Source organism: Micromonospora ferruginea (assembly GCF_013694245.2).
In the GTDB taxonomy this organism is placed as follows: Bacteria; Actinomycetota; Actinomycetes; order Mycobacteriales; family Micromonosporaceae; genus Micromonospora; species Micromonospora robiginosa.
On the sequence record NZ_CP059322.2, the window covers coordinates 4,139,516 to 4,166,120 of the forward strand.

General features: G+C 73.8%; 24 protein-coding genes and 1 pseudogene. 14 read left to right on the forward strand and 11 right to left on the reverse strand.

The annotated features are described in order from the left end of the window. Positions 1-24: 24 nt before the first annotated feature. Positions 25-798: an enoyl-CoA hydratase-related protein gene (locus H1D33_RS17920; protein ID WP_181572051.1), complete on the reverse strand. Its 774-nt coding sequence runs from the start codon at positions 796-798 to the stop codon at positions 25-27. A gap of 97 nt (positions 799-895) precedes the next feature. Between H1D33_RS17920 and H1D33_RS17925 the strand changes: the two genes are divergently transcribed. Then, on the forward strand, positions 896-1,417 hold the full coding sequence (locus H1D33_RS17925; RefSeq protein WP_181572050.1) for a DUF6232 family protein: 522 nt from the start codon (positions 896-898) through the stop codon (positions 1,415-1,417). On the opposite strand, the gene H1D33_RS17930 is transcribed toward H1D33_RS17925, so the two are convergent. Next, positions 1,363-1,773, reverse strand: a complete 411-nt coding sequence (locus tag H1D33_RS17930; protein ID WP_181572049.1) for a nuclear transport factor 2 family protein — start codon at positions 1,771-1,773, stop codon at positions 1,363-1,365. The genes H1D33_RS17925 and H1D33_RS17930 overlap by 55 nt on opposite strands. Before the next feature lie 56 nt (positions 1,774-1,829). Here H1D33_RS17930 and H1D33_RS17935 point away from each other — a divergent pair, with 56 nt between their 5' ends. The 3 genes from H1D33_RS17935 to H1D33_RS17945 all read left to right on the forward strand — a co-directional run bounded on the left by H1D33_RS17935 (position 1,830) and on the right by H1D33_RS17945 (position 3,681). Beyond that, positions 1,830-2,312, forward strand: a complete 483-nt coding sequence (locus H1D33_RS17935) for a DUF6232 family protein (protein ID WP_181572048.1) — start codon at positions 1,830-1,832, stop codon at positions 2,310-2,312. After that, the gene (locus H1D33_RS17940) at positions 2,309-2,674 is read left to right on the forward strand and encodes a DoxX family protein (protein ID WP_181572047.1); all 366 of its coding nucleotides are present in this window, start codon (positions 2,309-2,311) and stop codon (positions 2,672-2,674) included. The genes H1D33_RS17935 and H1D33_RS17940 overlap by 4 nt, the downstream gene beginning before the upstream one ends. A gap of 95 nt (positions 2,675-2,769) precedes the next feature. Then, a complete protein-coding gene (locus H1D33_RS17945; protein ID WP_181572046.1) occupies positions 2,770-3,681 on the forward strand; it encodes an alpha/beta hydrolase family protein in 912 nt (303 codons plus the stop codon). Between the two features lie 32 nt (positions 3,682-3,713). Here the strand turns inward: H1D33_RS17945 and H1D33_RS17950 are convergent, their stop codons facing one another. Then, a complete protein-coding gene (locus H1D33_RS17950) occupies positions 3,714-5,204 on the reverse strand; it encodes an alpha/beta hydrolase (RefSeq protein WP_181572045.1) in 1,491 nt (496 codons plus the stop codon). Positions 5,205-5,298: 94 nt separating this feature from the next. Here H1D33_RS17950 and H1D33_RS17955 point away from each other — a divergent pair, with 94 nt between their 5' ends. Further along, positions 5,299-6,057 (forward strand): hypothetical protein, encoded by a 759-nt coding sequence (locus H1D33_RS17955; protein ID WP_181572044.1) that lies wholly within the window; start codon positions 5,299-5,301, stop codon positions 6,055-6,057. Positions 6,058-6,132: 75 nt separating this feature from the next. Here the strand turns inward: H1D33_RS17955 and H1D33_RS17960 are convergent. Together H1D33_RS17960 and H1D33_RS17965 are read right to left on the reverse strand one after the other, a co-directional pair. Further along, positions 6,133-7,034, reverse strand: a pseudogene (locus H1D33_RS17960) (ribokinase). A 7-nt stretch (positions 7,035-7,041) separates the two neighbouring features. After that, positions 7,042-7,881 carry an ABC transporter ATP-binding protein gene (locus tag H1D33_RS17965; RefSeq protein WP_246412039.1) on the reverse strand — a complete coding sequence of 280 codons (840 nt, stop codon included), beginning with the start codon at positions 7,879-7,881 and terminating at the stop codon, positions 7,042-7,044. Positions 7,882-8,012: 131 nt separating this feature from the next. Here H1D33_RS17965 and H1D33_RS17970 point away from each other — a divergent pair, with 131 nt between their 5' ends. Then, positions 8,013-9,017 carry an ABC transporter ATP-binding protein gene (locus H1D33_RS17970; protein WP_181572042.1) on the forward strand — a complete coding sequence of 335 codons (1,005 nt, stop codon included), beginning with the start codon at positions 8,013-8,015 and terminating at the stop codon, positions 9,015-9,017. After that, positions 9,014-10,024, forward strand: coding sequence for an ABC transporter permease subunit (locus H1D33_RS17975; protein ID WP_181572041.1), 1,011 nt, complete (start codon positions 9,014-9,016; stop codon positions 10,022-10,024). Before H1D33_RS17970 ends, H1D33_RS17975 begins: the two co-directional genes overlap by 4 nt. Before the next feature lie 105 nt (positions 10,025-10,129). Here H1D33_RS17975 and H1D33_RS17980 read toward each other — a convergent pair whose 3' ends face one another. After that, positions 10,130-11,335, reverse strand: coding sequence for an ROK family transcriptional regulator (locus H1D33_RS17980; RefSeq protein ID WP_181572040.1), 1,206 nt, complete (start codon positions 11,333-11,335; stop codon positions 10,130-10,132). A gap of 123 nt (positions 11,336-11,458) precedes the next feature. Here H1D33_RS17980 and H1D33_RS17985 point away from each other — a divergent pair, with 123 nt between their 5' ends. Both H1D33_RS17985 and H1D33_RS17990 read left to right on the forward strand, forming a co-directional pair. Then, a complete protein-coding gene (locus H1D33_RS17985) occupies positions 11,459-12,913 on the forward strand; it encodes a glycoside hydrolase family 3 N-terminal domain-containing protein (protein ID WP_181572039.1) in 1,455 nt (484 codons plus the stop codon). 88 nt (positions 12,914-13,001) lie between these two features. Then, complete coding sequence (locus H1D33_RS17990; protein WP_246412037.1) at positions 13,002-13,703, forward strand: TetR/AcrR family transcriptional regulator; 702 nt, start codon at positions 13,002-13,004, stop codon at positions 13,701-13,703. Positions 13,704-13,873: 170 nt separating this feature from the next. Here H1D33_RS17990 and H1D33_RS17995 read toward each other — a convergent pair whose 3' ends face one another. Further along, on the reverse strand, positions 13,874-14,536 hold the full coding sequence (locus H1D33_RS17995; protein ID WP_181572038.1) for a GNAT family N-acetyltransferase: 663 nt from the start codon (positions 14,534-14,536) through the stop codon (positions 13,874-13,876). 106 nt (positions 14,537-14,642) lie between these two features. Here H1D33_RS17995 and H1D33_RS18000 point away from each other — a divergent pair, with 106 nt between their 5' ends. The 3 genes from H1D33_RS18000 to H1D33_RS18010 all read left to right on the forward strand — a co-directional run bounded on the left by H1D33_RS18000 (position 14,643) and on the right by H1D33_RS18010 (position 17,232). Further along, entirely contained in the window at positions 14,643-15,338 is a 696-nt protein-coding gene (locus H1D33_RS18000) for a response regulator transcription factor (protein ID WP_181572037.1), read from the forward strand. After that, on the forward strand, positions 15,331-16,353 hold the full coding sequence (locus tag H1D33_RS18005; protein WP_181572036.1) for a sensor histidine kinase: 1,023 nt from the start codon (positions 15,331-15,333) through the stop codon (positions 16,351-16,353). The genes H1D33_RS18000 and H1D33_RS18005 overlap by 8 nt, the downstream gene beginning before the upstream one ends. Positions 16,354-16,713: 360 nt before the next feature. Beyond that, complete coding sequence (locus H1D33_RS18010; RefSeq protein WP_181572035.1) at positions 16,714-17,232, forward strand: hypothetical protein; 519 nt, start codon at positions 16,714-16,716, stop codon at positions 17,230-17,232. 48 nt (positions 17,233-17,280) lie between these two features. Here the strand turns inward: H1D33_RS18010 and H1D33_RS18015 are convergent, their stop codons facing one another. The 3 genes from H1D33_RS18015 to H1D33_RS18025 all read right to left on the reverse strand — a co-directional run bounded on the left by H1D33_RS18015 (position 17,281) and on the right by H1D33_RS18025 (position 21,998). Further along, on the reverse strand, positions 17,281-18,018 hold the full coding sequence (locus tag H1D33_RS18015; RefSeq protein WP_181572034.1) for a Clp protease N-terminal domain-containing protein: 738 nt from the start codon (positions 18,016-18,018) through the stop codon (positions 17,281-17,283). A gap of 149 nt (positions 18,019-18,167) precedes the next feature. Then, the gene (locus tag H1D33_RS18020) at positions 18,168-20,573 is read right to left on the reverse strand and encodes a ricin-type beta-trefoil lectin domain protein (protein WP_220138752.1); all 2,406 of its coding nucleotides are present in this window, start codon (positions 20,571-20,573) and stop codon (positions 18,168-18,170) included. Positions 20,574-20,654: 81 nt separating this feature from the next. Further along, on the reverse strand, positions 20,655-21,998 hold the full coding sequence (locus tag H1D33_RS18025; RefSeq protein WP_181572033.1) for a ricin-type beta-trefoil lectin domain protein: 1,344 nt from the start codon (positions 21,996-21,998) through the stop codon (positions 20,655-20,657). 280 nt (positions 21,999-22,278) lie between these two features. Between H1D33_RS18025 and H1D33_RS18030 the strand changes: the two genes are divergently transcribed. Both H1D33_RS18030 and H1D33_RS18035 read left to right on the forward strand, forming a co-directional pair. Further along, positions 22,279-23,955 carry a Na+/H+ antiporter gene (locus H1D33_RS18030; protein ID WP_181572032.1) on the forward strand — a complete coding sequence of 559 codons (1,677 nt, stop codon included), beginning with the start codon at positions 22,279-22,281 and terminating at the stop codon, positions 23,953-23,955. 183 nt (positions 23,956-24,138) lie between these two features. Beyond that, positions 24,139-24,501, forward strand: coding sequence for a VOC family protein (locus tag H1D33_RS18035; RefSeq protein WP_181572031.1), 363 nt, complete (start codon positions 24,139-24,141; stop codon positions 24,499-24,501). 444 nt (positions 24,502-24,945) lie between these two features. On the opposite strand, the gene H1D33_RS18040 is transcribed toward H1D33_RS18035, so the two are convergent. Continuing rightward, complete coding sequence (locus tag H1D33_RS18040) at positions 24,946-26,238, reverse strand: protein NO VEIN domain-containing protein (protein WP_181572030.1); 1,293 nt, start codon at positions 26,236-26,238, stop codon at positions 24,946-24,948. Positions 26,239-26,605: the final 367 nt, after the last annotated feature.

The following is a 26,605-nucleotide window of genomic DNA, read 5'->3' on the forward strand; positions in this document are numbered from 1 at the left end:
GACGAGATGTGAACAGCTCTCGCGTCAGCGGCCGGTGAAGCCGGGCTTGCGCTTCTCCACGAACGCGGCCATGCCCTCGCGCCGGTCGTCGGTGGCGAACAGCGCCGCGAAGAGCTGACTCTCCCACGCCAGGCCGGAGGTGAGGTCCATGTCCAGGCCGCCGTCGACCGCCGCCTTCGCCGCCCGCAACGCCTGCACCGGCCCGGTCAGGAACGGCTTCACGTACGCCAGCGCGGCGTCGTAGACCTCGGCGGCCGGGACCACCCGGTCGGCCAGGCCGATGCGCAGCGCCTCCTCGGCGTCGACCATCCGGCCGGTCATGATCAGGTCCTTGGCGCGCGCCGGACCGACCAGCCGGGCCAGCCGCTGGGTGCCGCCCGCACCCGGGATGATGCCCAGCTTGATCTCCGGCTGGCCGAGCTTGGCGTCGTCGGCCACGATCCGCCAGTCGCAGGCCAGCGCCAGCTCGCAGCCGCCGCCGAGCGCGTAGCCGGTGATCGCCGCGACCACCGGCTTGGGGATCCGGGCGATCGCGCCCAGCGCGCTGGACAGGTCGGCGGCCCGCTCCGCCATGTCCACGTAGGACATGTCGGCCATCTCCTTGATGTCCGCGCCGGCCGCGAAGACCTTCTCGCCGCCGTACACGACGACCGCGCGGACCTCGCCGTCGGCGGTGGCCGCCGTCGCGGCGGCGCGCAACTCCTCCTGGACCTGCGTGTTCAGCGCGTTCATCGGCGGCCGCTCCAACCGGATGGTGCCGACGCCGTCCTTCACTTCCAGCCTGACGAACTCGCCCACGCTGCCCTCACTTCCTCGTCGAAGTCGCGTGCCAACCTTACGACCCGCCTCGTTGGGGTAGACAGTGCGGTAGACGCCGGACACCGGGAGTGAGGCCATGACCACCTACTACGACGACCGGTCGGTCCGGGTCACCTCCGCCGCCCTGCGGGTCGACGACCGCAGCTATCCGCTGGCCGAGCTGACCATGGTGTGGCACCGGCGGGGCAGCCGCTCCTGGCGGGTGCTCGCCGGCCGGGGCGCGATCGGCGCCGCGCTCGCCGGGCCGCTGGTGGCCGCGCTGCTGGGCGTCGCGCTCGCGGTCTGGCTGCACCGCTCGCTGACCGTCACCATCGCCATCGTCGGCGCCTCCGTGCTGGTCGGCCTCGCCGTCGGGCCGCTCGCCGACGTGCTCTTCGAGCACCTGGACCGCTCCTACGTGCGGGGCAGCCGGGAGCTGGAGATGTGGGCGACCTGGCGGGGCCGCCCGGTGCGGCTGCTCAGCACCGGCGACGCGCTGCGCTTCGGCCAGATCTACCGGGCGGTGCAGCGGGCCATCGAGCACGCGCCCGCCGCCGCGCCGGCTCAGAACGTGATCGGCTCGTCGGGCAGCAGGCCCAGCCCGCGCAGCAGGCCGTAGGTGTCCTGCTCGCCCCAGAACTGCACGATCCGGCCGCCGGCCAGCCGGTACATCTTGCACGCGCTCTGCACCGTGGTCGCCCCGGTCGCGTCCCGCCGGTAGGTCTGCGCCATCGACACCACCACCCGGTCGCCGGCCGCGAAGATCTCCCGGATCTCCTGGTCGAGCACGGTCAACCCGGGCGAGGAGACGGCCGCCTCCGGATAGCGCCGGCCGCGTACCGCCGTGCCGGAGCCGTAGATCTCCACGTCCTCGTCGACCACCTCGGCCAACTCGGCCAGGTCCTTCGTGACGAAGGTCCGCAGGTAGCGCCGGACCACCTCCACGTTGCGCGCCTGCTCGTCCCCGCCGGTCATGCCGGCCACGTTACCGACAGGTTCCGCGCGCGCACGCCGAGTGGGTACGCTGATTTATGACCCTCTATTACCGGGACGACGCGGTACAGGTCACCTCCCGGGCCATCCACGCCGGTGGACAGGTCGTACCGCTGGCCGACGTCACCTTCGTCTGGCACGCGCGGGGACGGACCACGGCGGCGGTCCGGGGTCGGGTGCTGGGTCGGGGCGTGCTGGTCCTGCTGCTGTCGCTGCCGCCGCTGGTGGCGCTGGTCTGCGTGCTCTCGCTGGCCTGGACGGCGCAGGACCGGGGCGACTGGAAACTGGCCCTGGTCATCGTGGCCGCGTTCGTGGTGGTCGGCCTGGCGCTCACCCCGTTCCTGGAGGTGCCGCTCGGCTGGCTGGACCGCTCCTACGAGCGCGGCAACCGGGTGCACGAGCTGTGGGTGCAGGTCCACGGGCGGGAGACGATGCTGGTCCGCACGCCCGACGCGCTACGGTTCGGGCAGATCTACCGGGCCGTGCAACGCGCCGTCGAACAACAGGGGGACCGACGATGACCCACCGTCGCGGCGAGGCCGTCGCGCTCGCCGGGCTGCTCGCCGCCGCGGGCGTCACCCATCTCGTCCGCCCCGGCTTCTACGACCCGATCGTGCCGCGCGTCCTGCCCGGGCCGGCCCGCTTCTGGACGTACGCCTCCGGGGTCGCGGAGTTGGCCGTGGCGGCGGCGGTGGCGCACCCGGCGACCCGCCGGCGCGGTGGCCTGGCCGCGGCGGCGCTGTTCACCGCGGTCCTGCCGGCGAACGCGCAGATGGCCTGGGACTGGCGCCGGCGCCGGCCGGCGAAGCGGGCGATCGCCTACGGCCGGGTGCCGATGCAGGCGCCGCTGATCTGGTGGGCGCTGCGGGTCGCCCGGTCATAACGCCCCCGCGATGGACCAACCGGGTTGTTACCCCCGGCGACCATCCCTGCTCTCCTGAGTGGACGTTCATGTCCATCGATCAGCAGGAGGGTGACATGTTGCGGAGACTCACCGTCGCGGTCGCGGCGGCGCTCAGCCTGGCACTGCCGGCGACCGGCACCCCGGCCGGCGCCAGCGCGCCGGCCGACCCGTCCGCCCCCGGCCGGTACGCGGCCGGCTACGTCGACGCCACCGTCAGCGCCGCCGGGCGCTCCTTCTCGGCCCGGATCACCTACCCGGCCACCGCCGCCGGCAACGGCCAGCCGGTCGCCGCCGGACGGTTCCCGGCGATCGCGTTCGGCCACGGCTTCCTGCAGTCCGTGTCGAAGTACTCCTCGACGCTGTCGCACCTGGCGACCTGGGGCTTCATCGTCGTCGCCCCGACGTCGCAGGGCGGCTTGTCGCCCAACCACAGCGCCTTCGCCGACGACCTCAACGCGGCGTTGACCTGGACCGTGGCGCAGGACACCACGAGCGGATCCCGGTTCGCCGGGCACGTGGACACCGCCCGGTTGGGCCTGTCCGGGCACTCCATGGGCGGCGGGGCGAGCATCCTGGCCGCGGCCCGCAACCCGCGCGTGGTGACGGTGGCGAACCTGGCCGCCGCCGAGACCAACCCGTCCGCCGTCTCGGCCGCGGCCACCCTCACGATCCCGGTGCAGCTCGTCTCCGGCGACCGGGACGGCATCGCCCCGCCGGCCGACCACCAGCGCCCGATCTACGCCGCCAAGCCGCCGGCCAAGCAGCTCCGGACCATCAAGGGCGGCTCGCACTGCGGCTTCATGGACAGCGGCTCGCTCTTCTGCGACAGCGGCTCGATCAGCCGCACGGTCCAGCTCCAGCTCACCCGGCGGCTGCTCACCGAGTGGTTCCTGCGGCACCTGGCCGGCGACACCGGCTACGACGACGCGGTCTGGGGCGACCCGGCCCGCACCGACCCGCAGGTGGTCTTCGAGGGCGTGCGCTGAGCCACCGGCCGGGGCGGCGGGCCCGCCCCGGCTCAGGCCAGCGGCAGCGTGGTGGCGATCGGCCAGGCGAGCAGCACCGCGCCGACCGCCGCCGGCAGCCACCGGGACGCGCCCCGCCGGCGCAGCACCCCGGCCCAGGCCGCCTGCCAGGCCACCAGCGCCGCGAACAGCGGCACCACCAACAGCACGAACCCGGGCGCCAGACCGGTCACCGCCGCGCCGGCCAGCACCACCACGGCGATCCCGCCGACCGCCGCGTACCGGCCGCCCCGGCCCTCGGCGACCAGTTCGGCGCCGAGCAGGAAGACCAGGCAGCAGAACGCCACCAGGGGCAGCAGCCACCAGCGCGCCCCGACCGGCGCGGCCGAGGTGAACCCGAGGTGCAGCGGCAGCGCGACGGCGAGCGCCGCGTACCCGAGGAGCACCACCGCCGGCACGACGGCGCGCGACGGCCCGACGGTGGCCCCGGCCGGCGGCCGGTCGCGCCGGAACCACCGGTGCGCCACCACCAGCAGCACGCCGGTGAGCAGCAGGAACACGGCGACGTGCCCGCCGACCGCGAGCGGCAGCCGGGCGGTCGGCAGCGGGGCGGCCAGCGCCACGCCGAGCCCGGTCGCCGCCACCGCCACCGCGAGCCACCACCATCCGGCCCCGCCGGTCGGCGCCTCCGGGGCCGCCGGCCGGTGGCGGAGCAGCAGCCCGGCCAGCGGTACGAAGCCGAGCCCCAGGCCGAGCAGGAGCAGCGCGGCGGCGGCCGGGCGGGTCAGCGGGGCGGGCGCCGGACCGCCGGGGCGGCCCGGGAACGCGGCCACCACCGCGTCGTGGGTACGCGGCGCGAAGAGCACCGAGATGTGCTCGGTGCCGGGCGCCACCACCCGCTCCCGGGCGCCCGGTGGCGCACCGCGTGCCGCCTCCTCGGCGGCGCGCCGGAAGTCGGGGAACTCCAGCCCGCCCACCACCAGCGTCAGGCGCCCCGGCCAGCCGGCCGGCACGTCGCCGGCGTCGGGCAGCGAGATCGCCACGGTCCGGGCGATCTCCGGGTGGGCCACCGCGTAGCGGGTGACCGCGCCGGCACCCATCGAGTGCCCGACCAGCACGATCCGGTCCGGGTCGACGCCGGGGCGGCTGCGCAGCCAGGCCAGCGCCACGTCCAGGTCGTGCGAGAGGAGCGAGCGGGCCCGCTCGTCGTCCCGACCGGCCCCGGGCAGCCGGGACGGATTGGCGCCGTGCCCGGCGAAGTCGAGCAGCACCGCCACCGCGCCGTGCCGGGCCACCGAGTCGGCGAGCGGCCGCATCAGCCGGGCCGAGCCGGCGAAGCCGTGCGCGATCACCACCCCGGGCCGGCGGTCGTCGCCCGTTCCGGGCCGGCGTACCTCGGTGAGCGGCACGCCGGCGACGGTCGCCCGCTCGGTGCTCAGGCCGGCGTCCGCGTGGACCAGCAGGAGGGTGCCGAGCACGGCGGCGACCAGGGCGACCGCACCGGACGCGAGGAGTCGCCGTGGGGCCGGGCCGGGGGCGGGCATGCCGGCACCCTACGCGGCGCGGCCCGCCCCCGGGAGGGCCGGCGTGACACGCGTCGCCGGGCACCGGTGGCCCGCCCGACGCACACTGGTCACCATGGCGATCCCACTTCCCCGGCCCGGCGCCGTCGTCGGCCTCACCCGTTCCGCGCTGGACCAGGCGTTCGGTTCGGCCGCCGCGGTCGCGTCCGTGCCCGCCCGCGCCTTCGCCGTGCTCGACGACGTGGAGGCGCTGGTCCGGCGGATCAACGGGGTGGTCGACCGGATCGAGGGCACGCTCGACCGCACCGACCGGGTGCTCACCGACGCGGAGGGCGCGGTGCGCGAGGTGGCCGTGATCAGCGCCGCCGCCACCACCGCGATCGACACCGCGACCGAGGTGGCCGCCGCGGCCGCGGTGGTGGTCGGCGAGGCGGAGCGGGTCTCCGCCGCCGCCGGCACGGTGGTCGGCGAGGCCGACCGGGTGGCCCGGGCGGCGGCCGGCGTGGTCGCCGAGGCGGACACCGTGGCGGCCCGGGCCGCCGGCACGGTGGCCACCGCCGAGGCGGCGGCCGGCACCGCGACCGAGCTGCTGGGGGCGTACGAGGCGACGCTGCGCCGGGCCGCGCCGATGGCGGCCCGCTTCGTGGAGCAGCTCAGCCCGGAGGAGGTGACCGCCGCGATCCGGCTGGTCGACGAGCTGCCGAAGCTGAAGGAGCACCTCACCTCGGACGTGCTGCCGATCCTGGCCACCCTGGACCGGGTCGGCCCGGACCTGCACGACCTGCTGGACGTCACCCGCGACCTCAAGCTCGCGGTGGCCGGCATCCCCGGCCTGGCGATGCTGCGCCGCCGCGGCGAGCGCGCGGAGGGGTAAGGCGGGGCCCCCGCTTAACGCATTCGGTAGAGGCGGGGCCCCCGCCTAACCAGCGGCGTTAAGCGGGGCCCCCGCCTAACGCCCGAGCGAAGCGAACAGCGCGTCGATCTCCGACCGGTGAGGCAGGGCCACCGACGCGCCGAGCTTGCGGACGCAGGCCGCCCCGGCCGCCGCCCCCAGCGCACCGCCTCGGCCAGGTCCCGCCCCTCACCCCAGGCCACCGCGAGCGCGGCGGTGAACGCGTCCCCGGCGGCGGTGGAGTCGACCACGTCCACCGGCACCGCCGGAACGTGCGTCGCCGGCCGGTCCCGGTCGACGTACCAGGCGCCGTCGCCGCCGAGCGTGAGCACCGCCCGGGGCACCAGGTCGAGCAACGCCGCCGGCTCGTCCCGGCCCCGGCCGGTCAGCGCCTGCGCCTCCGGCTCGTTGACCACCAGCAGGTCGGTGGCGGCCAGCAGTTCGGCCGGCAGCGATCGGGCCGGCGCCGCGTTGAGCACCACCCGGGTGCCGGCCGACCGGGCCGCCAGCGCCGCCTCGGTCACCGTCTCGACCGGCACCTCGAGCTGCGCGACCAGCACGTCCGCCTCGCGTACGGCGGTCAGCTCCGCCTCGGTCGGCGCGACGAACGCCTCGTTGGCGCCCGGGGTGACCAGGATGGCGTTCTCCCCCGCGCCGCCGACCATGACCAGGGCGACACCGGACGGGCCGTACGCCACCCGCAGGTGACCGGTGTCGACGCCGGCCGCGGTGATCCGGGCCCGCAGGGTGACGCCGAACGCGTCGGAGCCGATCGCGCCGAGGAAGACGCAGGAGGCGCCGGCGCGTACCGCGGCGACGGCCTGGTTGGCGCCCTTGCCGCCGGGGAGCATGACGAAGTCGGTGCCGAGCACCGTCTCACCCGGCCTCGGCAGCGCGGTGGCGGTGCCGACCAGGTCCATGTTGGCGCTACCGACGACGGCGACGCGGGTCTGCGGCATGACAGGCTCAGGCGGCGCGCGCGGTCCAGCGGTCGCCGGCGCGCGAGACGAGCAGCGGCAGGCCGAAGGTCTTGGACAGGTTGTCGGCGGTGAGCACCTCGGCCAGCAGGCCCTGCGCGACCACGCCGCCCTCGCGCAGCAGCAGCGCGTGGGTGAAGCCGGGCGGGATCTCCTCGACGTGGTGGGTGACCAGCACCATGGCCGGCGCGTCCGGGTCGTACGCCAGCTCGGCGAGCCGGGCGACCAGGTCCTCCCGGCCACCCAGGTCGAGCCCGGCGGCGGGTTCGTCCAGCAGCAGCAGCTCCGGGTCGGTCATCAGGGCGCGGGCGATCTGCACCCGCTTGCGTTCGCCCTCGGAGAGCGTGCCGTACACCCGGTCGGCGAGGTGGCCGACGCCGAGCTGGCCGAGCAGCGCGGTGGCCCGGTTCTCGTCGGTGCGGTCGTAGCTCTCCCGCCAGCGGCCGACCACCGACCAGGCGGCGGTCACCACCACGTCGGTGACGCGCTCCTCGGCGGGGATCCGCTCGGCGAGGGTGGCGGTGGAGAGGCCGATCCGGGTACGCAGCTCGTTGACGTCGGTGCGGCCGATGCGTTCGCCGAGCACGTGCGCGACGCCGTGGGTCGGGTGCAGCCGGCCGGCGGCCAGGTTGAGCAGGGTGGTCTTGCCGGCGCCGTTCGGGCCGAGCAGCACCCACCGTTCGTCCAGCTCGACCCGCCAGTCGACGTCGCGCACCAGCGCGGTGCCGGAACGCGTGACGCCGACCCCGTCGAGGCTGACCACCAGATCCGCGTCCACGGTCGAGGGGGCGGGGGCGCCGGCGGCGCCGGGGATCAGGTCACCAGTCACCGCCCCATCCAACCACGCACCGGCCCGTCGCCCCCCACGGGCGGCGTCGCGGCCATAGGGTGGGGCGCCGTGTCGTTGGTCACCGTTCCGGAGGGACGCCCCATGCCCGACCGCTGCCTTCAGGCGGGCGGATGAGCGCGGTCATCGAGATCGCCGGTCTCCGCAAGTCGTTCCACACCCTGCGCCAGGGGCGCCGGGTCGCCGTCGACGGTTTCGACATGCTGGTCGAGTCGGGTCAGGTGCACGGCTTCCTGGGGCCGAACGGTTCCGGGAAGACGACCACGCTGCGGGCGCTGCTCGGGCTGGTGCGCCCGGACGCCGGCCGGATGAGTGTGCTGGGCGTCGATTCCCCGGAGCGGCTGCCCGAGGTGGCCGGGCGGGTCGGCGCGATCGTGGAGAGCCCGCAGTTCTTCGGCAACTTCACCGCGCACCGGACGCTGCGCCTGCTGGCCGTGGCCGGCGGCGTGCCGACCGGCCGGGTGGACGAGGTGCTGGAGCAGGTCGGCCTGCGGGAGCGGGGCGCGGAGCGGGTCAAGGGTTACTCGTTGGGCATGAAGCAACGACTGGCGGTGGCCTCGGCCCTGCTGAAGAGTCCGGAGCTGCTGATCCTCGACGAGCCGGCGAACGGGCTGGACCCGGCCGGCATCCGGGAGATGCGCGACCTCACCCGGTCGCTCGCCGCGGCCGGCGTGACGGTGCTGCTGTCCAGCCACATCCTCGCCGAGATCCAGTTGATCTGCGACCACGTGACGATCGTCAGTCGCGGCCGGCGGGTCGCGTACGGGCCGGTGGACGAGGTGCTGGCCGGCTTCGACCAGCACCAGTGGCGGGTCCGGGTGGCCGAGCCCGAGCGGGCCGCGCAGGTGCTGGGCCGGGCCGGCCTGTCGGTGGCCGGGGAAGCCGACCACCTGGTGGTGACCGGGGTGGAGGATCCCGAGGTGATCAGCCGGACGCTGGGCGAGGAGGGGCTGTGGGTGCGTGAGCTGGTGCCGCTGCGGCCCGATCTGGAGAGCGTCTTCCTGGAGCTGACCGGTGGTCACGAGCCGGTGGCGGTGCCGCGCCAGGTGGACGGCGCGCCGACGCACGACGGAGTGATCGACCTGGACGTCCGGGGTGGCCGGGAGGTGGACGCGTGAACCTGGTCCGTGCCGAGTTGGAGCGGCTGGCCGCGCGGCGTTTCGTGCAGCTCATGGTGGTGTTGCTGGCGGTCGCGTTCGCCATGACGGTGCTGACCACGATGGGCGGTTCGCACCGGCCGACCGGGGACGAGTTGAGCCGGGCCCAGTCGCAGGCCGCGCAGGAGGTCCAGCGGCTGGAGCTGGCGCACGACCGGTGCCTGCGGATCAAGGCGGGCACGCTCACCCCGGACGAGAACGACTACCTGCCGCGCGACTGCGCCCAGATCGATCCGGGCCAGTCGGAGCAGTTGCCGACCGCGTCCGACTACCTCAGCGGCGTCTTCGTCTTCGCCAAGGAGGCCCGGCCGCTGCTCTACTTCCTGATCGCGTTCCTGGCGCTGTTCGGGTTCCTGGTCGGCGCCTCGTACATCGGCGCGGACCTGAACTCGGGCGGGGTGGTGAACCTGCTGCTGTGGCGCCCGCGCCGGCCGGCCGTGTTCGCCGCGAAACTCGGCACGCTGCTGGGCGGCGTGCTCGGTCTCTCCGTGCTGGCGTCGGTGGCCTACCTGGGCGCGTTCTGGCTGATCGGTCAGGCGTCCGGGTTGACCGGCCGGACGGGCGGCGAGTTCTGGGCGTCGCTCGGCGCGGCCTGGGTGCGCGGGCTGGTGCTGGTGCTGCTCGCCGCGGCGCTCGGCTTCGCCGTGGCCACGCTGGGCCGGCACACGTCGGCGGCGCTGGGCACGGTGGCGGCGTACGTGGTGGTGTGGGAGCTGGGTGCCCGGCTGGTGTTCCAGATCCTGCAGGTCGCCCGCCCGGACCGGTTCATGCTCTCCAGCTATCTGGGCGCCTGGCTCGCGGGTGAGGTGCGGTTCTGGGACGGCAGCGCCTGCAGCACCGGGATCTCCGGGTTCTGCGACGGCTCCTACACGGTGGGTTGGCCGGCCGGGCTGGTGATCCTGCTCGGGTTGACCGGCGCGCTGGTGGCCGCCGCGTTCGCGGTGTTCCGCCGGCGCGACCTGGTCTGAGCCGGCCGGCGCGGCCCGGACGAGCGGGCCGCGCCGGCAACTCCTTGCAGTCCTGGTCGACAAGGTGAAGAATTCCTTCACATGGCGACCGGGTGGGTGGGGTGCTCAGCCGACCGTCGAGCCGAACACCTCGTCGCGGACCGCGTCGAGCGCGGTGCGCAGCGCGCCGCGCAGGATCGGCTCCTCGGTCAGCCCGGTGCTCACCACCCGGGGACGCACCAGCGTGATCGCCGCGACCTCGCGCTGCACCCGCTCGGCCAGCGCGGCCCCGCCGGCCCGGCCGACCGCGCCGGCGAGCACCACCAGCGGCGGGTCGAGCACCACGCAGGTGCTCGCCACGCCGAGCGCCAGCCGGCGGGCCAACTCGTCGAGCACCGGGGCGCCCGCGTCGCCCGCGGCGATGGCCGCGCCGACCGCCTCGGCCGCCCGGGCCGCCGCCACGCCCTGCTCGGCGGCGTCCGGGGTGGCGAAGCCGTGCTCGGCGGCCACCGCGCGGACCGCGTCGGCACCGGCGAGCTGCTGGAACGCCGGCTTGGCCCGCCGGGACACGTCGCGCGGGATGGGCACCCCGGGCACCGGCAGGTAGCCGATCTCGCCGGCCGCGCCGGTGCTGCCGTGGTGCAACCGCCCGCCCAGCATGATCGCCAGACCGACGCCCGCGTCCACCCAGACCAGCACGAAGTCGGCGGTGTCCCGGGCCGCGCCGGACTGTGCCTCGGCCACCGCCGCCAGGTTCACGTCGTTCTCGAACACGACCGGGGTGTCCAGGTCCTCGCGGAGCGCGGCGAGCAGGCCGCTGTGCCAGCGCGGCAGGTTGAACGCGAACGTGATGTCCCCGGTCTGCGGGTCGACCAGGCCGGGCGTGCCCAGCACCACGCGCCGGACCCCGGACAGCTCCGCCCCGGCGCTGCTGGCGGCCCGGACCACGGCGTTGTGCACCACGCCCACCGGGTCGTCGGTGTCCCTGGTGGACTGCTCGACCCGGCCGAGGACCGCGCCGGTGATGTCCGCGCAGGCGGCCACCACCCGCTCCGCGCCGACGTCCACGCCGACCACGTACGCGCTGCCCGGACGCACCGCGTAGAGCTGGGCGTTCGGGCCCCGCCCACCGGCCTGCTCGCCGACCCGGGCGACCAGGCCGCGTTCCTCCAACCGCTCGACGAGTTGGGACGCCGTCACCTTGGACAGCCCGGTCAGCTCGCCGATCCGGGCCCGGGTCAGCGGTCCGCGTTCGAGCAGCAGTTCCAGCGCCGCGCGGTCGTTGAGCGCCCGCAGGAGTCGGGGGGTGCCGGGCAGCCGGGTCGCACTCATGCCAAGGTCCTCGATTTTTCAGTAAGGTTTCTAACCATAAAACGCCTGCCGAAGGGTGCCGTCAGCGTATCGGCCACCCCGATCCGAGAGAGGTCGGACGATCCGGCAGGGAAAGGGGCACAAGTGGGGCTGGATCCAGGACTCCGCCGACTCGCGTTGGGCACGCTGCTGGCCGCGTACGCCGGCCCGGTGCCGCCGGACTGGGCGGTCGACCTGCTCGCCGACGGGCTCGCCGGGCACACCCTGTTCGGCACCAACGTGCACGACCTGGCGCAACTGGCGGCGTCCACCGCGGCGCTGCGCGCCGGCCGCCCGGACGTGATCCTGGCGATCGACGAGGAGGGCGGCGACGTCACCCGGCTGGCCCACGCCACCGGTAGCCCGTACCCGGGCAACGCCGCGCTCGGCGCGGTCGACGACCCGGACCTCACCCGCGCGGTCTACGCCGCGATCGGCGGCGAACTGGCCGCGCTCGGCCTCACCCTCGACCTGGCGCCCACGGTCGACGTGAACACCGCCGACGAGAATCCGGTGATCGGCACCCGCTCGTTCGGCGCCGACCCGAAGCGGGTGGCGGTCCACTCCGCCGCCGCGGTCGCCGGCCTCCAGTCGGCCGGCGTGGCCGCCTGCGCCAAGCACTTCCCCGGCCACGGCGCCACGGTCGCCGACTCGCACCACGAGCTGCCCACGGTCGACGTGCCGGCGGCCGTGCTGCGCGAGCGGGACCTGCCGCCGTTCGCCGCGGTGGTCGACGCCGGCGTCCGCGCGGTGATGACCGCGCACATCCGGGTGCCGGCGTTGACCGGCGACGGTCCGGCGACGTTCAGCCGGGCGGTCCTGCACGACCTGCTGCGCGTCGAGTACGGCTTCACCGGCACGGTGATCACCGACGCGCTGGAGATGAAGGGCGCCGCGCTCGCCGCCGGCGGGGTGGGTCCGGCCGCGGTCCGCGCGCTGGCCGCCGGCGCCGACCTGCTCTGCATCGGCGCCCAGGTCGACGCCGACCTGGTGGAGCTGGTCGCCGCGGAGATCGTCACCGCGCTCGGCGACGGCCGGCTGGCACGCGCCCGGGTGGAGGAGGCCGCCGGCCGGACCGCCGAGCTGGCCGGCTGGACCGGCCCGGCCGACGCCCCGGCCCCGGCCGCCGACTCCCTCGGCTACGACGCCGCGCTGCGGGCGGTGCACGTCGAGGGCGACCTGCCGGGCGCGACCCCCACGCTGGTGGTGCAGGTGCACGCCACCTCCACCGTCGCCGAGGGGCGGGTGCCGTGGGGGCTGGGCCCGCACCTGGCCCCGCGGGTCGCGCAGGCCCGCGCGGTGGCCGGCGAGACCGACCCGGCCGAGCTGCGCCGGCTCGCCGGGGAACGGCCGGTGGTGCTGGTCGGGCGGCACCTGCACCGGCTGCCCGGGGCGCGGGAGCTGGTCGAGGCGCTGGCCGCCACGCACCCGGTGACCGTGGTGGAGATGGGTTGGCCGGGCGCCTGGCGGCCGGCCGGGGCGCGCGCCTTCGTCGCCACCTACGGGGCCAGCCACGCCAACGGTCGCGCGGCGGCGCGGGTGCTCGGCCTGACCGACTGACGTCCGGCGGCCCGCCGCCGCCCGGCGGCGGGCCGCCGGCGTCCGTGGTCCGCGACCGTCTCCCGGGGCCGGGATACGGTGACGGGCGATGACCGAGCAGAGCGCGCCGGGGACCGGCGGCCCGGCCGCCGGGGCGACCGCCCGCGGCGAGCAGACCCGCCGGCTGATCCTGGACACCGCCATGCGGCTGTTCCGGGAGCGGGGCTACGCACGCACCACCATGCGCGCCGTGGCCCAGGAGGCCGGCGTGGCGGTGGGCAACGCCTACTACTACTTCGACTCGAAGGAACACCTGGTCCAGGAGTTCTACGCGGACACCCAGCGCGAGCACCGGACGGCCGCCGCGCCGGTGCTCGCCCGGGAGCGGGACTTCGCGGCGCGGCTGGCCGGCGTGCTGCACGCGGGCGTGGACGTGCTGGGCCCGTACCACTCGTTCGCCGGGACGTTCTTCAAGACGGCGGCGGAGCCGACCTCGCCGCTGAGCCCGTTCTCCGCCGAGTCGTCGCCGGCCCGGGACGCGTCGGTGTCGCTGTTCCGCGAGGCGCTGGAGGGCTCGACCGCGAAGCTCGACGACGAGCTGCGGGAGGCGCTGCCGGAGCTGCTCTGGCTCGGCTACCTGGGCGTGGTGCTCTACTGGGTGCACGACCGCTCGCCGGGGCAGGCGCGGACCCGGCAGCTCGTCGACGGCGTGGTGCCGCTGGTCGACCGGCTCGTGGGACTGTCCCGGCTGCGGGTGCTGCGCCCGGTCACCCGGCAGGCGCTCACTCTGATCCACACGTTGCGTCACTGACCCGGAGATCGGCCGCCACGACGATTCACCAGGTCAAGTCCGCAACCGGACAAGAACTGGCTCTTGTCCGGTCGGCATGCGTTCACCTAGCGTTACGGCATCGGGACCTGGGGAGAGGCCGCGGACCGTGGATCCGGCCCGGGATCCACGGTCCGCGCCCACGCCGCCGGTCAGTGCGGGAAGACGCCGAACGAGGTCCAGCCCCGGTCGGGGAACCCGGCCGCCTCGGCCACCCGGGCGGACGCGTGGTTGCCCGGATGGTGCACGTAGGTGGGGATCGCCCCCTCGGCCAGCACCCGCCGGGCCGCCTGCGCGACCAACCGCCGGGCCAGGCCGCGTCCCTGGGCCGCCGGGGACGTGCCCACCGCCAACTCGTGCCCGTACGCGTCGTGCCGCTTGATCCCCACCCCGGCCAGGTACGCGCCGTCGGCGTCCCGGACCACCAGCACCTCGGGGAAGAGGCCGAGCCACGGCGGGGCGCCGGGCATCGCCGGGGGCAGCCACTCCCCCACGTCGGGCAGCGGCGCCGGGTCGGTGCACCAGCGGAAGACGCCGCGGTTGGTGGTGAGTTCCGGCGCGCCGACCGCCGCCGGCAACGCGGTCAGCCACGCGTCGAGCGGCCGGCCCCGGACCAGGGCCCGCACCTCCTCGACCCGCCGGGGCGGCACGGAGAGCACCGTGCTGCCGCCCACCGAGACCGCGACCGCCGGGCGGGGTCGCCCGTCCCAGGCCGGGCGGGCACGGCGCCAGGACCGGACCACGTGCAGCCCGGGACCCGCCGGCCACTGCCCCAACCAGGTCGCCAGGTGCAGGAAGAGCCGCCGGTCAAGCACATGATCATGGTACGCCGCACCGGCCCGCCCGCGCCGTAAGAACCTGGCAATGGATCGCCCGTCCGCCCGTGGCTACGCTGGCCCCTCGGTACGCGGGAGGTGCGGGGTGGCGCAACGGGTGCTGGTGGTCGACGACGACCGGACGGTCGCCGACGTGGTCTGCCGCTACCTGGCGCACGCCGGCTACGAGGTCGAGCACGTCGGCGACGGGGCGGCGGCCCTGGACGCCGTGTCCCGCCGGCCGCCGCACCTGGTGGTGCTGGACCTGATGCTCCCCGTGCTCGACGGGCTGGAGGTGTGCCGGCGGCTGCGGGAGCGGCCGGACGGCGTACCCATCGTCATGCTCACCGCGCGCGGCGACGAGGCCGACCGGATCCTCGGCCTGCAACTGGGCGCGGACGACTACCTGAGCAAGCCGTTCTCCCCGCGCGAACTGGTGCTGCGGGTCCGCTCGGTGCTGCGGCGGGCCGGCGGCGAGCCGGCCGCCTCGCCGCCGGTGCGGCTCGCCGACGACGGCCTGGAGGTGGAGACCGGCCCCCGGGTGGCCCGCCTGCACGGGCGTGAGCTGACCCTGACGCTGCGCGAGTTCGACCTGCTGGCGCACCTGATGCGGCATCCGGCGCGGGCGTTCCGCCGCACCGAGCTGCTGGAACGGGTGTGGGGGTGGAGCTTCGGCGACCAGTCGACGGTGACCGTGCACGTGCGGCGGCTGCGGGAGAAGGTCGAGGCCGACCCGGCCCGACCCCGCCGCATCGTCACCGTGTGGGGCGTCGGCTACCGCTACGAGCCGGCCGATGCGTGACCTCGCGCTGATCTTCGGGGTGGCGCTGGCCGCCGCGCTCGCGGTGGGGCTGGTCGGCGCGGTCGCGCTGCGGTCGCTGCGCGGCCGGTCGATCACCGTGCACATCTCGGTGCTGCTGGCGATGACCGTGGCCGCGGTGGCCGCCGGCGTGGTCGGGGTCGCCCAGGCGATGTTCCTGTCCCCGCACGACCTCCAGGTGGTGCTGATCACGGTCTCCGCCGCCGCCGTGGTGAGCCTGGCGGTGGGCTGGCTGTTCGCCCGCCGGCTGGCCGCCGCCGCGGTCTGGGCGGACCAGGCGCGGGCCCGGGAGCGGCGGATCGAGAAGGGCCGCCGCGACCTGGTCGCCTGGGTCTCGCACGACCTGCGGACGCCGCTGGCCGGCCTGCGGGCGATGGCCGAGGCGCTGGAGGACGGGGTGGTCGACGACCCGGCGACGGTGGCCGAGTACCACCGCCGGATCCGGGTGGAGACCGACCGGATGACCCGGCTGGTCGACGACCTGTTTGAGCTGTCCCGGATCAACGCCGGCGCGCTGCGGCTGTCGCTGTCCACGGTGGCGCTCGGCGACGTGGTCTCCGACGCGCTGGCCGGCGCCGCGCCGCTGGCCGCCGCCCGCCGGATCCGGCTGGTCGCGGCGGAGGCCGGCTGGCCGACGGTGACCGCCAGCGAACGGGAGCTGGCGCGGGTGGTGGGCAACCTGCTGCTGAACGCGATCCGCTACACCCCGGCCGACGGCACGGTGTGGGTGGACGCCGGGCGGGACGTCGACACCGCCTGGCTGGCCGTCGCGGACACCTGCGGCGGCATTCCGGAGGACGACCTGCCCCGGGTCTTCGACGTGGCGTTCCGGGGCGAGCCGGCCCGCACCCCGGCGGCGGCCGAGCCGGGCGGCTCCGGCGGGCTCGGACTGGCGATCGTGCGCGGGTTGGTTGAGGCGCACGGCGGGCGGGTAGAGGTCCAGAACGTCAGCGACGGATGCCGATTCGTGGTCCGCCTGCCGGCCGTTGGAATCTGACGCGTCGGGGGAACCGAACGCATCGATCCTGCGTCATATTCATTTCCATACATGGACAAGTTTCTCTGGGACGGTAGTGGTCATGCCTCAGAACCCGAATGACCGATTCCAGCAGGACGCGGCGCGGAGCTGGCGGGCCGCCGACTCCGCCGGGCGCTTCCCTGCCCAGCCGGAGTACCGCGAGGCCCGCCACCGGGGGGTCCGCTGGGCCGAACTGAACGCGCAACCCGCCGGGCGCGGCCTGACGACCGGATAGGGCGGGCGGCGACACACCGGCCGGCGGGCGCACCGCGCTTCGTACGCCTGTGCGGTAGCGTCTTGTGGTCCGATTTCCGGCCTACGACAGGAGAAGCTCCGCGCATGGGCAAGAAGACGATCCACGTCTCCGACTTCACCGGCCAGGTGCTGTCCCCCGACGACGAGGTGGTCAGGGTCGTCGTGCTGGAGCACCCGGACCTGGTCGCCGGGCCCGTGCGACTGGACGCCACCCCGGTCGACGTGGAGAGCATCGACGACGCGGCGCTGGACGTGGCGGTGGTGGAGGTCCACGACCGCCACGGCGGCGGCGAGCCGCGCCGGGTGGTGCTGACCGCCAGCGAGTTCGACGCGATGGCGACCGACGTGCCGATGGCGCAGTTGTTGCGTACCGCCGAGCGGGTGAAGCCGCCCAAGGCCCGGCGGACCGCCGAGAAGATCGACTACGGCACGATCGAGCACGCCGGCCGGCCGCACCGCGGCCGGGTCACCGAGGAGGAGGCCCGACTGGTCCGGGACCGCCTCGACGAGGTGAACAAGCGCCTCGCCGACGCCGGTGTCCGGCAGGTCGACCCCGCCGACCCGGAGCACGCCGCCCGCTACGGCTTCCCCACCGCCGACTGACCGCCCGGACGTCGGGCACGCGCCCCCGTGACGCGTGCCCGACGCGGGTCAGGCCCGCTTGCGCGTGAGTTCGGCAAGCGCGCCCTCCACCGCGGTCTCCAGCGACTCCTTGGTCAGGCCGAGCCCGCCGAGCACGCCGTCGCCGCCCTCCTCCTCCAGTAGGGCGAGCAGGATGTGTTCCGTACCGATGTAGTTGTGGCCCATCCGCAGCGCCTCCCGGAACGTCAGCTCCAGGACCTTCTTGGCCCGCGCGTCGTAGGGGATCAGGTCCGGGACCTGCTCGGCCTTCGCCGGCAGGGTCGCGGTGACGGCCTCCCGCAGCGTCTCCAGGGGTACGCCCCGGGCCACGACCAGCGCGGCGGCCAGCCCTTCCGGCTCGGCGAGCAGTCCCAGCGCGACGTGCCCCGGGGTGATCTCGGCGTTGCCGGCCGTCCGCGCCTCCTCCTGCGAGGCCAGCACCACGTTGCGGGCGCGCGGGGTGAACCGGCCGAACCCGGCGTTGGGGTCGAGCGCGGCGGCGGTCTCCGCCTTGGCCGCGGAGCGCTTCTGGGCGGCCTGCTTGCTCACCCCCATGCTGCGGCCGATCTCCGTCCACGAGGCGCCGGAGCGGCGCGCCTGGTCGACGAAGTGGCCGATCAGGTGGTCGGCGACGTCGCCCAGGTGGTCGGCGAGGAGGACCGCGTCGGCGAGTTGGTCGAGTGCGTCGGGGCGCGCCTTCTTGATGCCGGCGATCAGGTCGTCGAGGCGCACCGGTTGGCTCATCTTGAGCGGTTCTGGCTCGGTCATCCGTCAACCATAGGTTGACGCTCCCTCCACCGTCAACCCCCGGTTGACGCCCCTCGCCCCTCGCGCCCTGCGTCGATCATGAAGTTGACGGCAGGATCGGAGATCCGATCCGCCGCCAACCTCATGATCGACGGGGTGGGCGGGGTGGGTCAGCCGCGTACCCACTGCTGGTTCGCGCCGCCGTTGCAGGTCCAGATCTGGACGGCGGTGCCGTTGGTCGTGCCCTGGCCGTTGACGTCGAGGCACAGGCCCGAGCCGACGCCGACGACGGTGCCGTCGGCGTTGATCCGCCACTGCTGGTTGGCGCCGCCGTTGCAGGTCATGATCCGCGCCCGGCTGCCGGACGCGGTGCCCGGCACGTCGAGGCACTTGTTGCCGTAGACGGTGAGCTGGTTGTTCGTGCCCGCCGTCCACTGCTGGTTGGCCCCGCCGTTGCAGTCCCAGATCTGCACCACCGCGCCGTCGGCCTGGCTGGCGCCGTTGACGTCCAGGCAGCGGTTGGCGCTCGCGCTGCGCAGCTCACCGGTCGGGCTGCCGGACCCGTCGCCCGGCGTGATCGAGAGGTTGTCGAACTGGGCGGTGACGCCCTGGCCGGTGCCGTAGCCGATCTGCCCGGCGACCCAGGTGGAGTCGGACACCGTGCCGACGGTGGTGCCGTCGATCGCCGCGGTGAGCGTGCTGCCGTTGAGCTTCAACGACAGGTTGTGCCAGCGTCCGGTGCCCAGCGCCGCGGTGTTGCCGCTGGCCAGGGTGCGCCAGTTGCCGCTGGTGTTGTTGCTCCGGATGGACCAGGCGCCGCCGTCGGTGACCCGGAAGTAGTAGCCGTTCAGGTTCTGCGGCCCCTGGTGGTTGTAGGTGTTGCCGCGCCCGATGAGCTGGACGTAGCCGGACTTCTCCAGCAGCACGTCGGACGAGACGGTGTAGTTGCGCCAGCTCAGGTCGCCGAGCAGGGTGTACGGCTCGGCCTGGCCGGACGTCCAGTAGATCGGCGCCTGCTCGGACATCTGCCGGACGCACTGCCCGGCCCGGCCGGCGGCGCACCCGGCGATCTCGAACGAGCCCTGCTGGTCCATCAGGTACCTGGCCTCGCGGCCGGTGGCGTAGCTGTCGAACGTGTCGGCGTACGGCAGCTTGAGGTTGCCCTGCGCGGGGCTGACCGCCGTCCCCTTGCCCTGCCCGCTGGTGGTGGTGATGCTGTAGACGTAGCCGGGCTGGACGGTGAGCGAGAAGCGCCCGCCGTTCGGCGTGATGTCGGCGCCCCGTACGAAGTGGTCGGCGCTGTTGTTGGACCTGACGTTCGTCGCCCAGACCCGTACGGCGCCGGTGGACAGCCCGCCGGTGACGGTGAAGTCGAGCTGCTGGGCCGAGCCGGCGTCCTGCGTCTCGATGACCGTGCTCCAGTCGGTGTTGTTGGTGGACTTCAGCGAGACGTAGCTGCCGTTGTTGCGGTTGCCGCCGACATAGCCGCTCGACGCGTCGAGGTAACGCCAGCCCGGCGCGGTGAACTGGGTGGTGTGCGCCATCACCCAGGTGCTCTTGCCGATCGAGTACGCGCCGGACCACGGCTGCTGGGCCACCGCCACGCCGGTGGTCGCCCAGGGGATGTTCGGGGTGATGGCGGCGATGGCCGGCCAGTTGATGTAGCCGGTCATCTTGCCGTCGAGGTAGCCGCGGTTGATGCCCCGGGCGAGCGCCGGCGCGCCGGCGTTGTAGTCGTCGGAGCCGTTCTCGCTGGCCCAGAGCTGCTTGCCGGTGGACACCGCGTTGGCGGAGCTGGGGCAACTCGTCTGGGCGCTGCGGTAGCCGCACACGTAGTGGCTGCCGAAGACCTGCACGGCGTTGGCGAAGGCCGGGTCGCGCAGCGAGTCGTCGGCGGCGCCCCACCCGAAGTCGTCCGAGGCGACGATCTTGACGTTGCCGTAGCCGCGGGAGTTGAGGGTGGACCGCAGGTTCTTGTACCAGGTGGTGTTGTAGCCCTTCTCGTTCCACCCGCCGAGGTAGTTGATGGTCAGCCCGTGGGTGGCGGCGCAGTCCAGCCAGCCCACCAGGTAGTTGATCGAGTCGGTGGACCAGAAGGTGCCGTTGCCGATCCAGCCGGGCGCGCCCCAGGCCAGGCCGACCAGGGCGATGTTGGGGTTGCGCAGCCGGGCCTGCTCCATCAGCCACCACTCGTAGCCCCGGTTGCAGTTCACGCTGCCCCGGGTGTGCTCGTGGCTGGGCTCCGCGCCGGAGGTGGAGTTGGTGTCGCCGCCGATCTCCGCCTTGAGCAGTTGCATCGCCGCGCCGTAGCCCGGCTTGAACAGGTAGTCGAGGAGGTCGCTGCGCTGCGGCTCCGGGTAGTCGATCAGCAGTCTGCTGTTTCCGCCACCGCCGCTGACCGCCCCGACGCCGTCGAGCGTGCGCCCGCCGGACGCGCCGTTGACGGTGATGGCGGTGGCGGCCTGCGCCGGGGAGGCGGACGCGGTCAGTACGGCCGCCGCCGCCAGGACCGAGGCCGCCGCCGCGGACATCACCGCCCGCCACGACCGTCGTGGACGACTCACTGTGCTGGCCATGCGATCCGCCTCCCACGCGTACTTGAATTGACGTTTGTCTATCTTAAGACATCACATGTTAACGTTCACACAACACGAACGTCAACGAGTCCACCGCTGGCTCGCCGCCCCGGTGCAGTCCTGGATCTGGGTCCGCGTGCCGTTGGCCGTGCCGCCGCCGACCACGTCCAGGCACCGGCCCGAGCCGACGCCGGTGACGGTGCCGTCGGCGTTGAGCCGCCACCGCTGGTTGGACTGGCCGTTGCAGTCCCAGATGATCACCGAGCTGCCGTTGGCGGTCGCGGCGCCGTTGACGTCCAGGCACTTGCCGCCGAAGACCCGCAGCTCCTGCGCGGCGGTCGCGGTCCACGACTGGTTGGCCTGACCGTGGCAGTCCCAGATGATCGTCGCGGCGCCGTTGGTCTGCGCGCCGCCGTTGACGTCCAGACAACGGCCGGCGGCGACGTTGCGCAGGGGCGAGGTGCCGCCCGGCGGCGGGGTGGTCGGGCTGGCCGTCGGGGTCGGCGTCGGGCCGGCACCGTCGAACTGCGTGAAGAACCGCCACACCTCGGTCTTCGTCCAGGTCCGCACGCCGCTGTCCCCACCGCCGTCCACCGGCCCGGGGGTGTGGCCGCCGTCGAACGCGGCCCAGACGACCGGATAGCCGGCCCGGCAGCCGGCGTACGCGGTGGTGACGTGCGTCAGGCTGCCCGCCCTCGGCTCGGGCGGGCTCTGCGGGGTGCACCCGTTGGTGCGCACGAAGGTGTCCCGCAGCGACCGTCCCGCGGAGATGTTCAGCACCGGGTCGCCGATGCCGTGGATGCCCAGGTAGGCGATGGGTTGCGTACCGCCGCCGCAACCGCTGAGCTGGCCGCCGGAATAGACCGCGACGGCCCGGAAGACGGTCGCGCGGGCACAGGCCAGGGCGTAGCTCATGCCGCCGCCGTAGCTGAAGCCGAGGGCGAACCGCTGCGTCGTGTCCACGCACAGGTCCGCCTCGATCAGTCTGATCATGTCGTCGACGAAGGTGACGTCCTGGCCGCCCGGGTTGGCCCAGCCGTTGCCGTTGCCCTGCGGCGCGACGAAGATGGCGCTGTTGTTGGCCTGCTGCCGCAGCCCGTAGTAGGACCAGGCCTCGCGGTCCGAGCCGCCAGAGTCGACGTCGCCCGCGGTGCCGCCGTTCCAGTGGAACCCGAAGATCAGTCGGTAGCCGTGGTTCCGGTCGTAGTTGTCCGGGATCCGCAGGATGAAGCTGCGGTTCTGGCCGCCGCTCTGGATGGTCCGTGAACCGCTGGTCAACGTGGGCGCCTTGCCGCACCCGGCGGTCGCCGCGGCGGCGGCCGGCGCGACGCCACCCACGCCGCCGGCCACGGTGACCCCGACCGCCGCCGCGACCAGGATCGCGGCGGCCGCGAGGGGCCCGAGGAGAGTTCTGCGTCTTGCCATGATGCGGCTCCTTCGCCATTCGGTGTGACACCGATTCGGGGTACGGGGCGCTGCACCATGCCACCGGCCGGCGGCGGAGGACGGGCACGACGGACGCGCGGCATGGTCGACTCGGATGCCCGGACTCGAACCGTCCGACGCCGTCGCTGGAACGCCACAGCACGGCGTCGAATCGATTCGAGCCGACCCTAGGCAAGACAGTGAAAGATGTCAATACTGTGAGGGCGCGGACCACTCCCGGCCGGCATGACGCTCGCCGGCCTGGGTAGGGTCGGTCGAGGTGAGCATCCACTCGACGTTGTTGTTCGTGCTCGCCGCCGTCGCGGTGATCGTCGCCGTGCGCTGGGTCGCCGGCCGCACCGGCCTGCCGGCGGCCGCGCTGCTGCCGCTCATCGGCATCGCGTACGCGCTGCTGCCCGGCCCCAACATCGGCCTCGATCCCGACCTCGTCCTCATGATCGTGCTGCCGCCGCTGCTCTACAGCGCCGCGCTCGACTCCTCGCTGCTGGACCTGCGCCGCAACCTGCGCATCGTGGTCAGCCTGTCGGTGGTGCTGGTGCTCCTCACCGGCCTGGTCGTCGGCCTCGGCTTCCACCTCTTCGTCGCCGGGGCGACCCTGGCCGCCGGCATCGCGGTCGGCGCCGCCGTCGCCCCGCCCGACCCGGTGGCCGCGCTGGCCGTGGGCCGCCGGGTCAACCTGCCCCCGAAGATGGTCACGATCATCCAGGGCGAGGGACTGCTGAACGACGCCACCGCGCTGACCATGCTCAGCGTCGCGGTGGCCGCCGCCGTCGGCGGCCAGTTCTCGTTCCCCGCCGCGGTCGGGCAGTTCGTGATCGCGGCGGTCGGCGGAGTCGCCGTGGGCGCGGCCGTCGCCTGGGCGAAGCGGCTGGCCCGGCCGCTCACCGCGGACCCGCTGATGTCCAACGCCATCTCGCTCGCGACGCCGTTCGTGGCCTATCTGCTCGGCGAGGAACTGGGCGTCTCCGGCGTGCTCGCGGTGGTCGTCGCCGGGCTGATCGTCGGCCACCAGACGCCCCAGTTCGGCTCCGGGGCGGCCCGGTTGCAGACCAACGCGGTCTGGCGGCTGGTTGACTTCCTCCTCGAAGGCTTCGTCTTCCTGCTGATCGGCCAGCAGCTTCCCGAGGTGGTCAAGAACCTGCGCGAGTACGACACCTCGACCATCGTCACCGCCGTCGCGATCTCCGTCGGGGTGGTGCTGCTCCTGCGCCCCGCCTGGCTGATCCTGACCCAGTCACTCCCCCGCTCGCTGCACACCCGGCTGGGCGGCGTCGCCGAGCCGGACGACGCCGACGAGCCGGGCAGCGCCCGGCGGGCCGCGCGCGCCGACCGCAACGCCGACCGGTTGACCACCCGCGAGGTGGCGGCGCTGAGCTGGTCCGGGACCCGCGGCGTGATCAGCCTGGCCGCCATCTTCACGCTGCCGCTGACCACCGACAGCGGCGCACCCTTCCCCGACCGCGACCTGCTGCTGTTCTGCACCTTCGTGGTCGTCCTGGTCACCCTGGTCGGGCAGGGCCTGACGTTCGCGCCGCTGGTGCGCCGGCTCGGCCTGCGCGCCGACGAGGCCGACCAGGCCCGGGTACGCAACGAGGCCCGCTCGGCCGCGGTGGAGGCCGCCCTGGCCCGCCTCGACGCCGTCGCCGCGGAGGAGCCGGACAGCGCGGAGGCGGTCGACACCACCCGGAGCCAACTGCTGACCCGGCTGGCGCGCTACCGGGGGCGGCTCGACCTGATCCAGCAGAGCAGGTCGTCCGAGCGGCCCACCTCACCGGAGTACGAGACCGCGCTGCGGATCCGCCGCGCCACCATCGACGCGCAGCGCGAGGAGTTGGTGCGCTGGCGCGACGCCGGCCGCCTGCCGGACGAGGAGCTGCGCGTGCTGGAGCGCGAACTCGACCACGAGGAACTGCTGCTCCCGAAGCGGTCCACCTGAGCCGGCGCCGGCCGCCCAGGGTGGGGCGATGTCCGCACGCTGGTCGTCGACCGTCGACTGCGCCCGCCCGCGCGAGCTGGCGGCGTTCTGGTGCCTCGCGCTGGGCTACGTGACGATGGCCGACCCGGAGGGCAACGAGTGCGACGTCCTCCAGGGACGGCGGCCGTCTGCCAGGATCGACGGATGGCGAACGTCTGGTCCGGTGTCACCATCGACTGCGTCGACCCGGAACGGGTCGCCCGGTTCTGGAGCGCCCTGCTCGGCCGCGAACCCGGCCCGTCCCCGGAGGGCTGGGTCTATCTCGGCGAGCGCGGCGACGCCCAGCCCCGGCTGGTGTTCCAACCGGTCGCCGAACCCCGTACCGAAAAGGTGCGGATCCACCTCGACATCACCGTCGACGACCTGCCCGAGGCGATGTCCACGGTCACCCGCCTGGGCGGCGAGTTCACCGGCGAGCAACACGACCACGCCGAGGGAACCGTCGTGGTCATGACCGACCCCGAGGGCCACAAATTCTGCCTCGTGTCCTACACCCCCACCCCCTAGCCCTCGCCGATCTTGCACTTTCGGCCCCCGAATTGCGGCTCCTGCACCGTTTCGTCGGGGCCGCAACTGCAAGATCGGCGCGGGGAGGGGAGGGAGGAGGGATGGAGAAGGCCCCGGACCGGGGGGCCGGTCGGGGCCTTGCTCGTTGGTGCGCCGCCAGGGACTCGAACCCCGAACCCGCGGATTAAGAGATAGACGCCTTTCGACTCATGTCGTCTAACCGAGTCCCATGGGCCCAACTGCTCCCGGTCAGGCCGCAACTTCGCCGGAAAGCTGTACCGCTCAGTCCACCGGATGCTTAGTCATCCAATTTCGCCGGAGCACCCACGGAGCACCACATGGGCTGTCGCGGACACCGGACCGGGTGCGGTTCCAGCACGATCATGACGTTCTGTCGGCTGCGGGCCCGAGCGAACCCGGTCGGGGTAAGTCCCCTCCGTCTCATTACCGTCGGTCGTCTTCGCCCGGCGTGAAGTCGTAGTCACGGGCTGAGAGCGAACCGCCGTCCGGGTTCCAGGTGAAGACCCGGAACGTCCCGCTTGCCGGGTCCACTTCACCGTCTGGTGTGAAGACGACATCGGACAGGATGCCGAGCACGCAGTCACCGACGTGCTCCCGCGCCCACTGCACCTCGTTGCGCGAGACGATCACAGTCGCGCCCTCGGTCTCGGTACCCTTGGCCTCAAGCCATAACGTCCGATCGTTCCTGCTGGCGACAGCGTCGTAGGGATTGCCGAACCGGACATCTTGCACGGTCCAGCCGCGGTCCCGGAAATGCGCCATCAACCGGTCCTGGGCGGCGTCTTCGACTTTGCGGCGCCGTAGGGGGTCCAGCTGCCAGCCCTGTCGAGGTGAGCCGCGACTCGGTAGCGGAGCCGGATGACCCAGGTGGGCCGCCCAGAGCTCTTCGAGCTTCGCCGCGACGTACGGTGGCAGGACCCATCCGCTAACTTGCGGCCGCCACGCGCCGGCTTCGGGAATGTGGTTGACCAGGAGCGCGTGCGGCAGCCCGTCCTCGGGCAGCAGGAGCGTGTCCCAGTCGATCTGTACGTAGTTGGCGTGCTGGCCCGCGCGTTCGTCGTCCCACTGCTCATCAGGGAAGATTCGGCTTGCGGCGGTGCCGCTGCCGACGATGCCACGCGGTTCTGGTCCCTGTCGTAGGAAGAAGATGCGGTCGCCCGGCTCGATGCCGCCCTTGCGGCTCCCCGTGGACCACCGGTCACGCAGGAGCCGGCCCGACGCGACTACCTGCACGTCCTGGGGGTAGGCGGTCTCCGCCCAGTCGTCCGGGTTCCACCGCTCGGGATTCCACGTCACCACCATGGTGACCCGCTCGCGCTCATCGATGCCCGCCCGGTCAGCCGCGGAGAGCACGTCCAGCCTGGCAGTATCGAAGTAGCTCACCGGATTGCGGTGTCGAGGCGCCGGCGCGCCCTTCAACGCGTCGTGCACGGGGTCTCCCGGGCGCAGCACCCGCCCGACCAGCGCCCACTTCGTCGCGCCGTCAACATCGTGCCGGGTTCGGCCGTCAATCTCCGCGACAACCTGGACACGGCCGTCGAACGACAGGGTGGCGATTCGCTCGCCGTCGACCCGACTTCTGAAGGTCCAGAGGCCGCGGTTGACCTCCCACAGTTCGTCGTCGGTCGCGGTCGCTTCCCACCCGACCCAGGTGCGCCCGAGCGGGTCACCGGACGGCACATCACGCGCCTCGGTCAGCACAAGGTTCACAGCCATCCCCGCATCTTGCCGGGGCTCGTCGGCCAGACGCCAGAGACAGACGGACAGGCGCAATCAGCGCGCGTGCAACGGTCGCCGTCCAGTGCGGTGTCTGTTGTAGGCACTACCGGGAGCATCGACCGGGGTAGACAGCCAACCGCTCCGTACCCGGCTAGCCAGGCGATCGCTGTGCAGCGAAGTGGCCCTTGTGCGTCGCGCGGGTGCGTCGTACGGTGCAGAGGCCGGGACGTCGGTTGATCCGTCTCCCCTGACTGCCGCTTCCTCTCGCGGAGCCCACCTTGCGGCCTGAGTGCCGAGGGCTACAGAACCGCTTGCGGCCCTACCCGCCTCACTGGTAGAGGCGTTTCGCCTATCTGCCGTCTCG

Bases quoted from the DNA above. Each gene is read 5' to 3' on its own strand.
- H1D33_RS17935 (WP_181572048.1), top strand. From the start codon at position 1,830: ATGACCCTCTATTACCGGGACGACGCGGTACAGGTCACCTCCCGGGCC.
- H1D33_RS17940 (WP_181572047.1), top strand. From the start codon at position 2,309: ATGACCCACCGTCGCGGCGAGGCCGTCGCGCTCGCCGGGCTGCTCGCC.
- H1D33_RS17990 (WP_246412037.1), top strand. From the start codon at position 13,002: ATGACCGAGCAGAGCGCGCCGGGGACCGGCGGCCCGGCCGCCGGGGCG.
- H1D33_RS18035 (WP_181572031.1), top strand. From the start codon at position 24,139: ATGGCGAACGTCTGGTCCGGTGTCACCATCGACTGCGTCGACCCGGAA.
- H1D33_RS18010 (WP_181572035.1), top strand. From the start codon at position 16,714: ATGGGCAAGAAGACGATCCACGTCTCCGACTTCACCGGCCAGGTGCTG.
- H1D33_RS18015 (WP_181572034.1), bottom strand. From the start codon at position 18,018: ATGACCGAGCCAGAACCGCTCAAGATGAGCCAACCGGTGCGCCTCGAC.
- H1D33_RS18005 (WP_181572036.1), top strand. From the start codon at position 15,331: ATGCGTGACCTCGCGCTGATCTTCGGGGTGGCGCTGGCCGCCGCGCTC.
- H1D33_RS17945 (WP_181572046.1), top strand. From the start codon at position 2,770: ATGTTGCGGAGACTCACCGTCGCGGTCGCGGCGGCGCTCAGCCTGGCA.
- H1D33_RS17925 (WP_181572050.1), top strand. From the start codon at position 896: ATGACCACCTACTACGACGACCGGTCGGTCCGGGTCACCTCCGCCGCC.
- H1D33_RS18020 (WP_220138752.1), bottom strand. From the start codon at position 20,573: ATGGCCAGCACAGTGAGTCGTCCACGACGGTCGTGGCGGGCGGTGATG.
- H1D33_RS17950 (WP_181572045.1), bottom strand. From the start codon at position 5,204: ATGCCCGCCCCCGGCCCGGCCCCACGGCGACTCCTCGCGTCCGGTGCG.
- H1D33_RS18025 (WP_181572033.1), bottom strand. From the start codon at position 21,998: ATGGCAAGACGCAGAACTCTCCTCGGGCCCCTCGCGGCCGCCGCGATC.
- H1D33_RS18040 (WP_181572030.1), bottom strand. From the start codon at position 26,238: ATGGCTGTGAACCTTGTGCTGACCGAGGCGCGTGATGTGCCGTCCGGT.
- H1D33_RS17930 (WP_181572049.1), bottom strand. From the start codon at position 1,773: ATGACCGGCGGGGACGAGCAGGCGCGCAACGTGGAGGTGGTCCGGCGC.
- H1D33_RS17955 (WP_181572044.1), top strand. From the start codon at position 5,299: ATGGCGATCCCACTTCCCCGGCCCGGCGCCGTCGTCGGCCTCACCCGT.
- H1D33_RS17980 (WP_181572040.1), bottom strand. From the start codon at position 11,335: ATGAGTGCGACCCGGCTGCCCGGCACCCCCCGACTCCTGCGGGCGCTC.
- H1D33_RS17970 (WP_181572042.1), top strand. From the start codon at position 8,013: ATGAGCGCGGTCATCGAGATCGCCGGTCTCCGCAAGTCGTTCCACACC.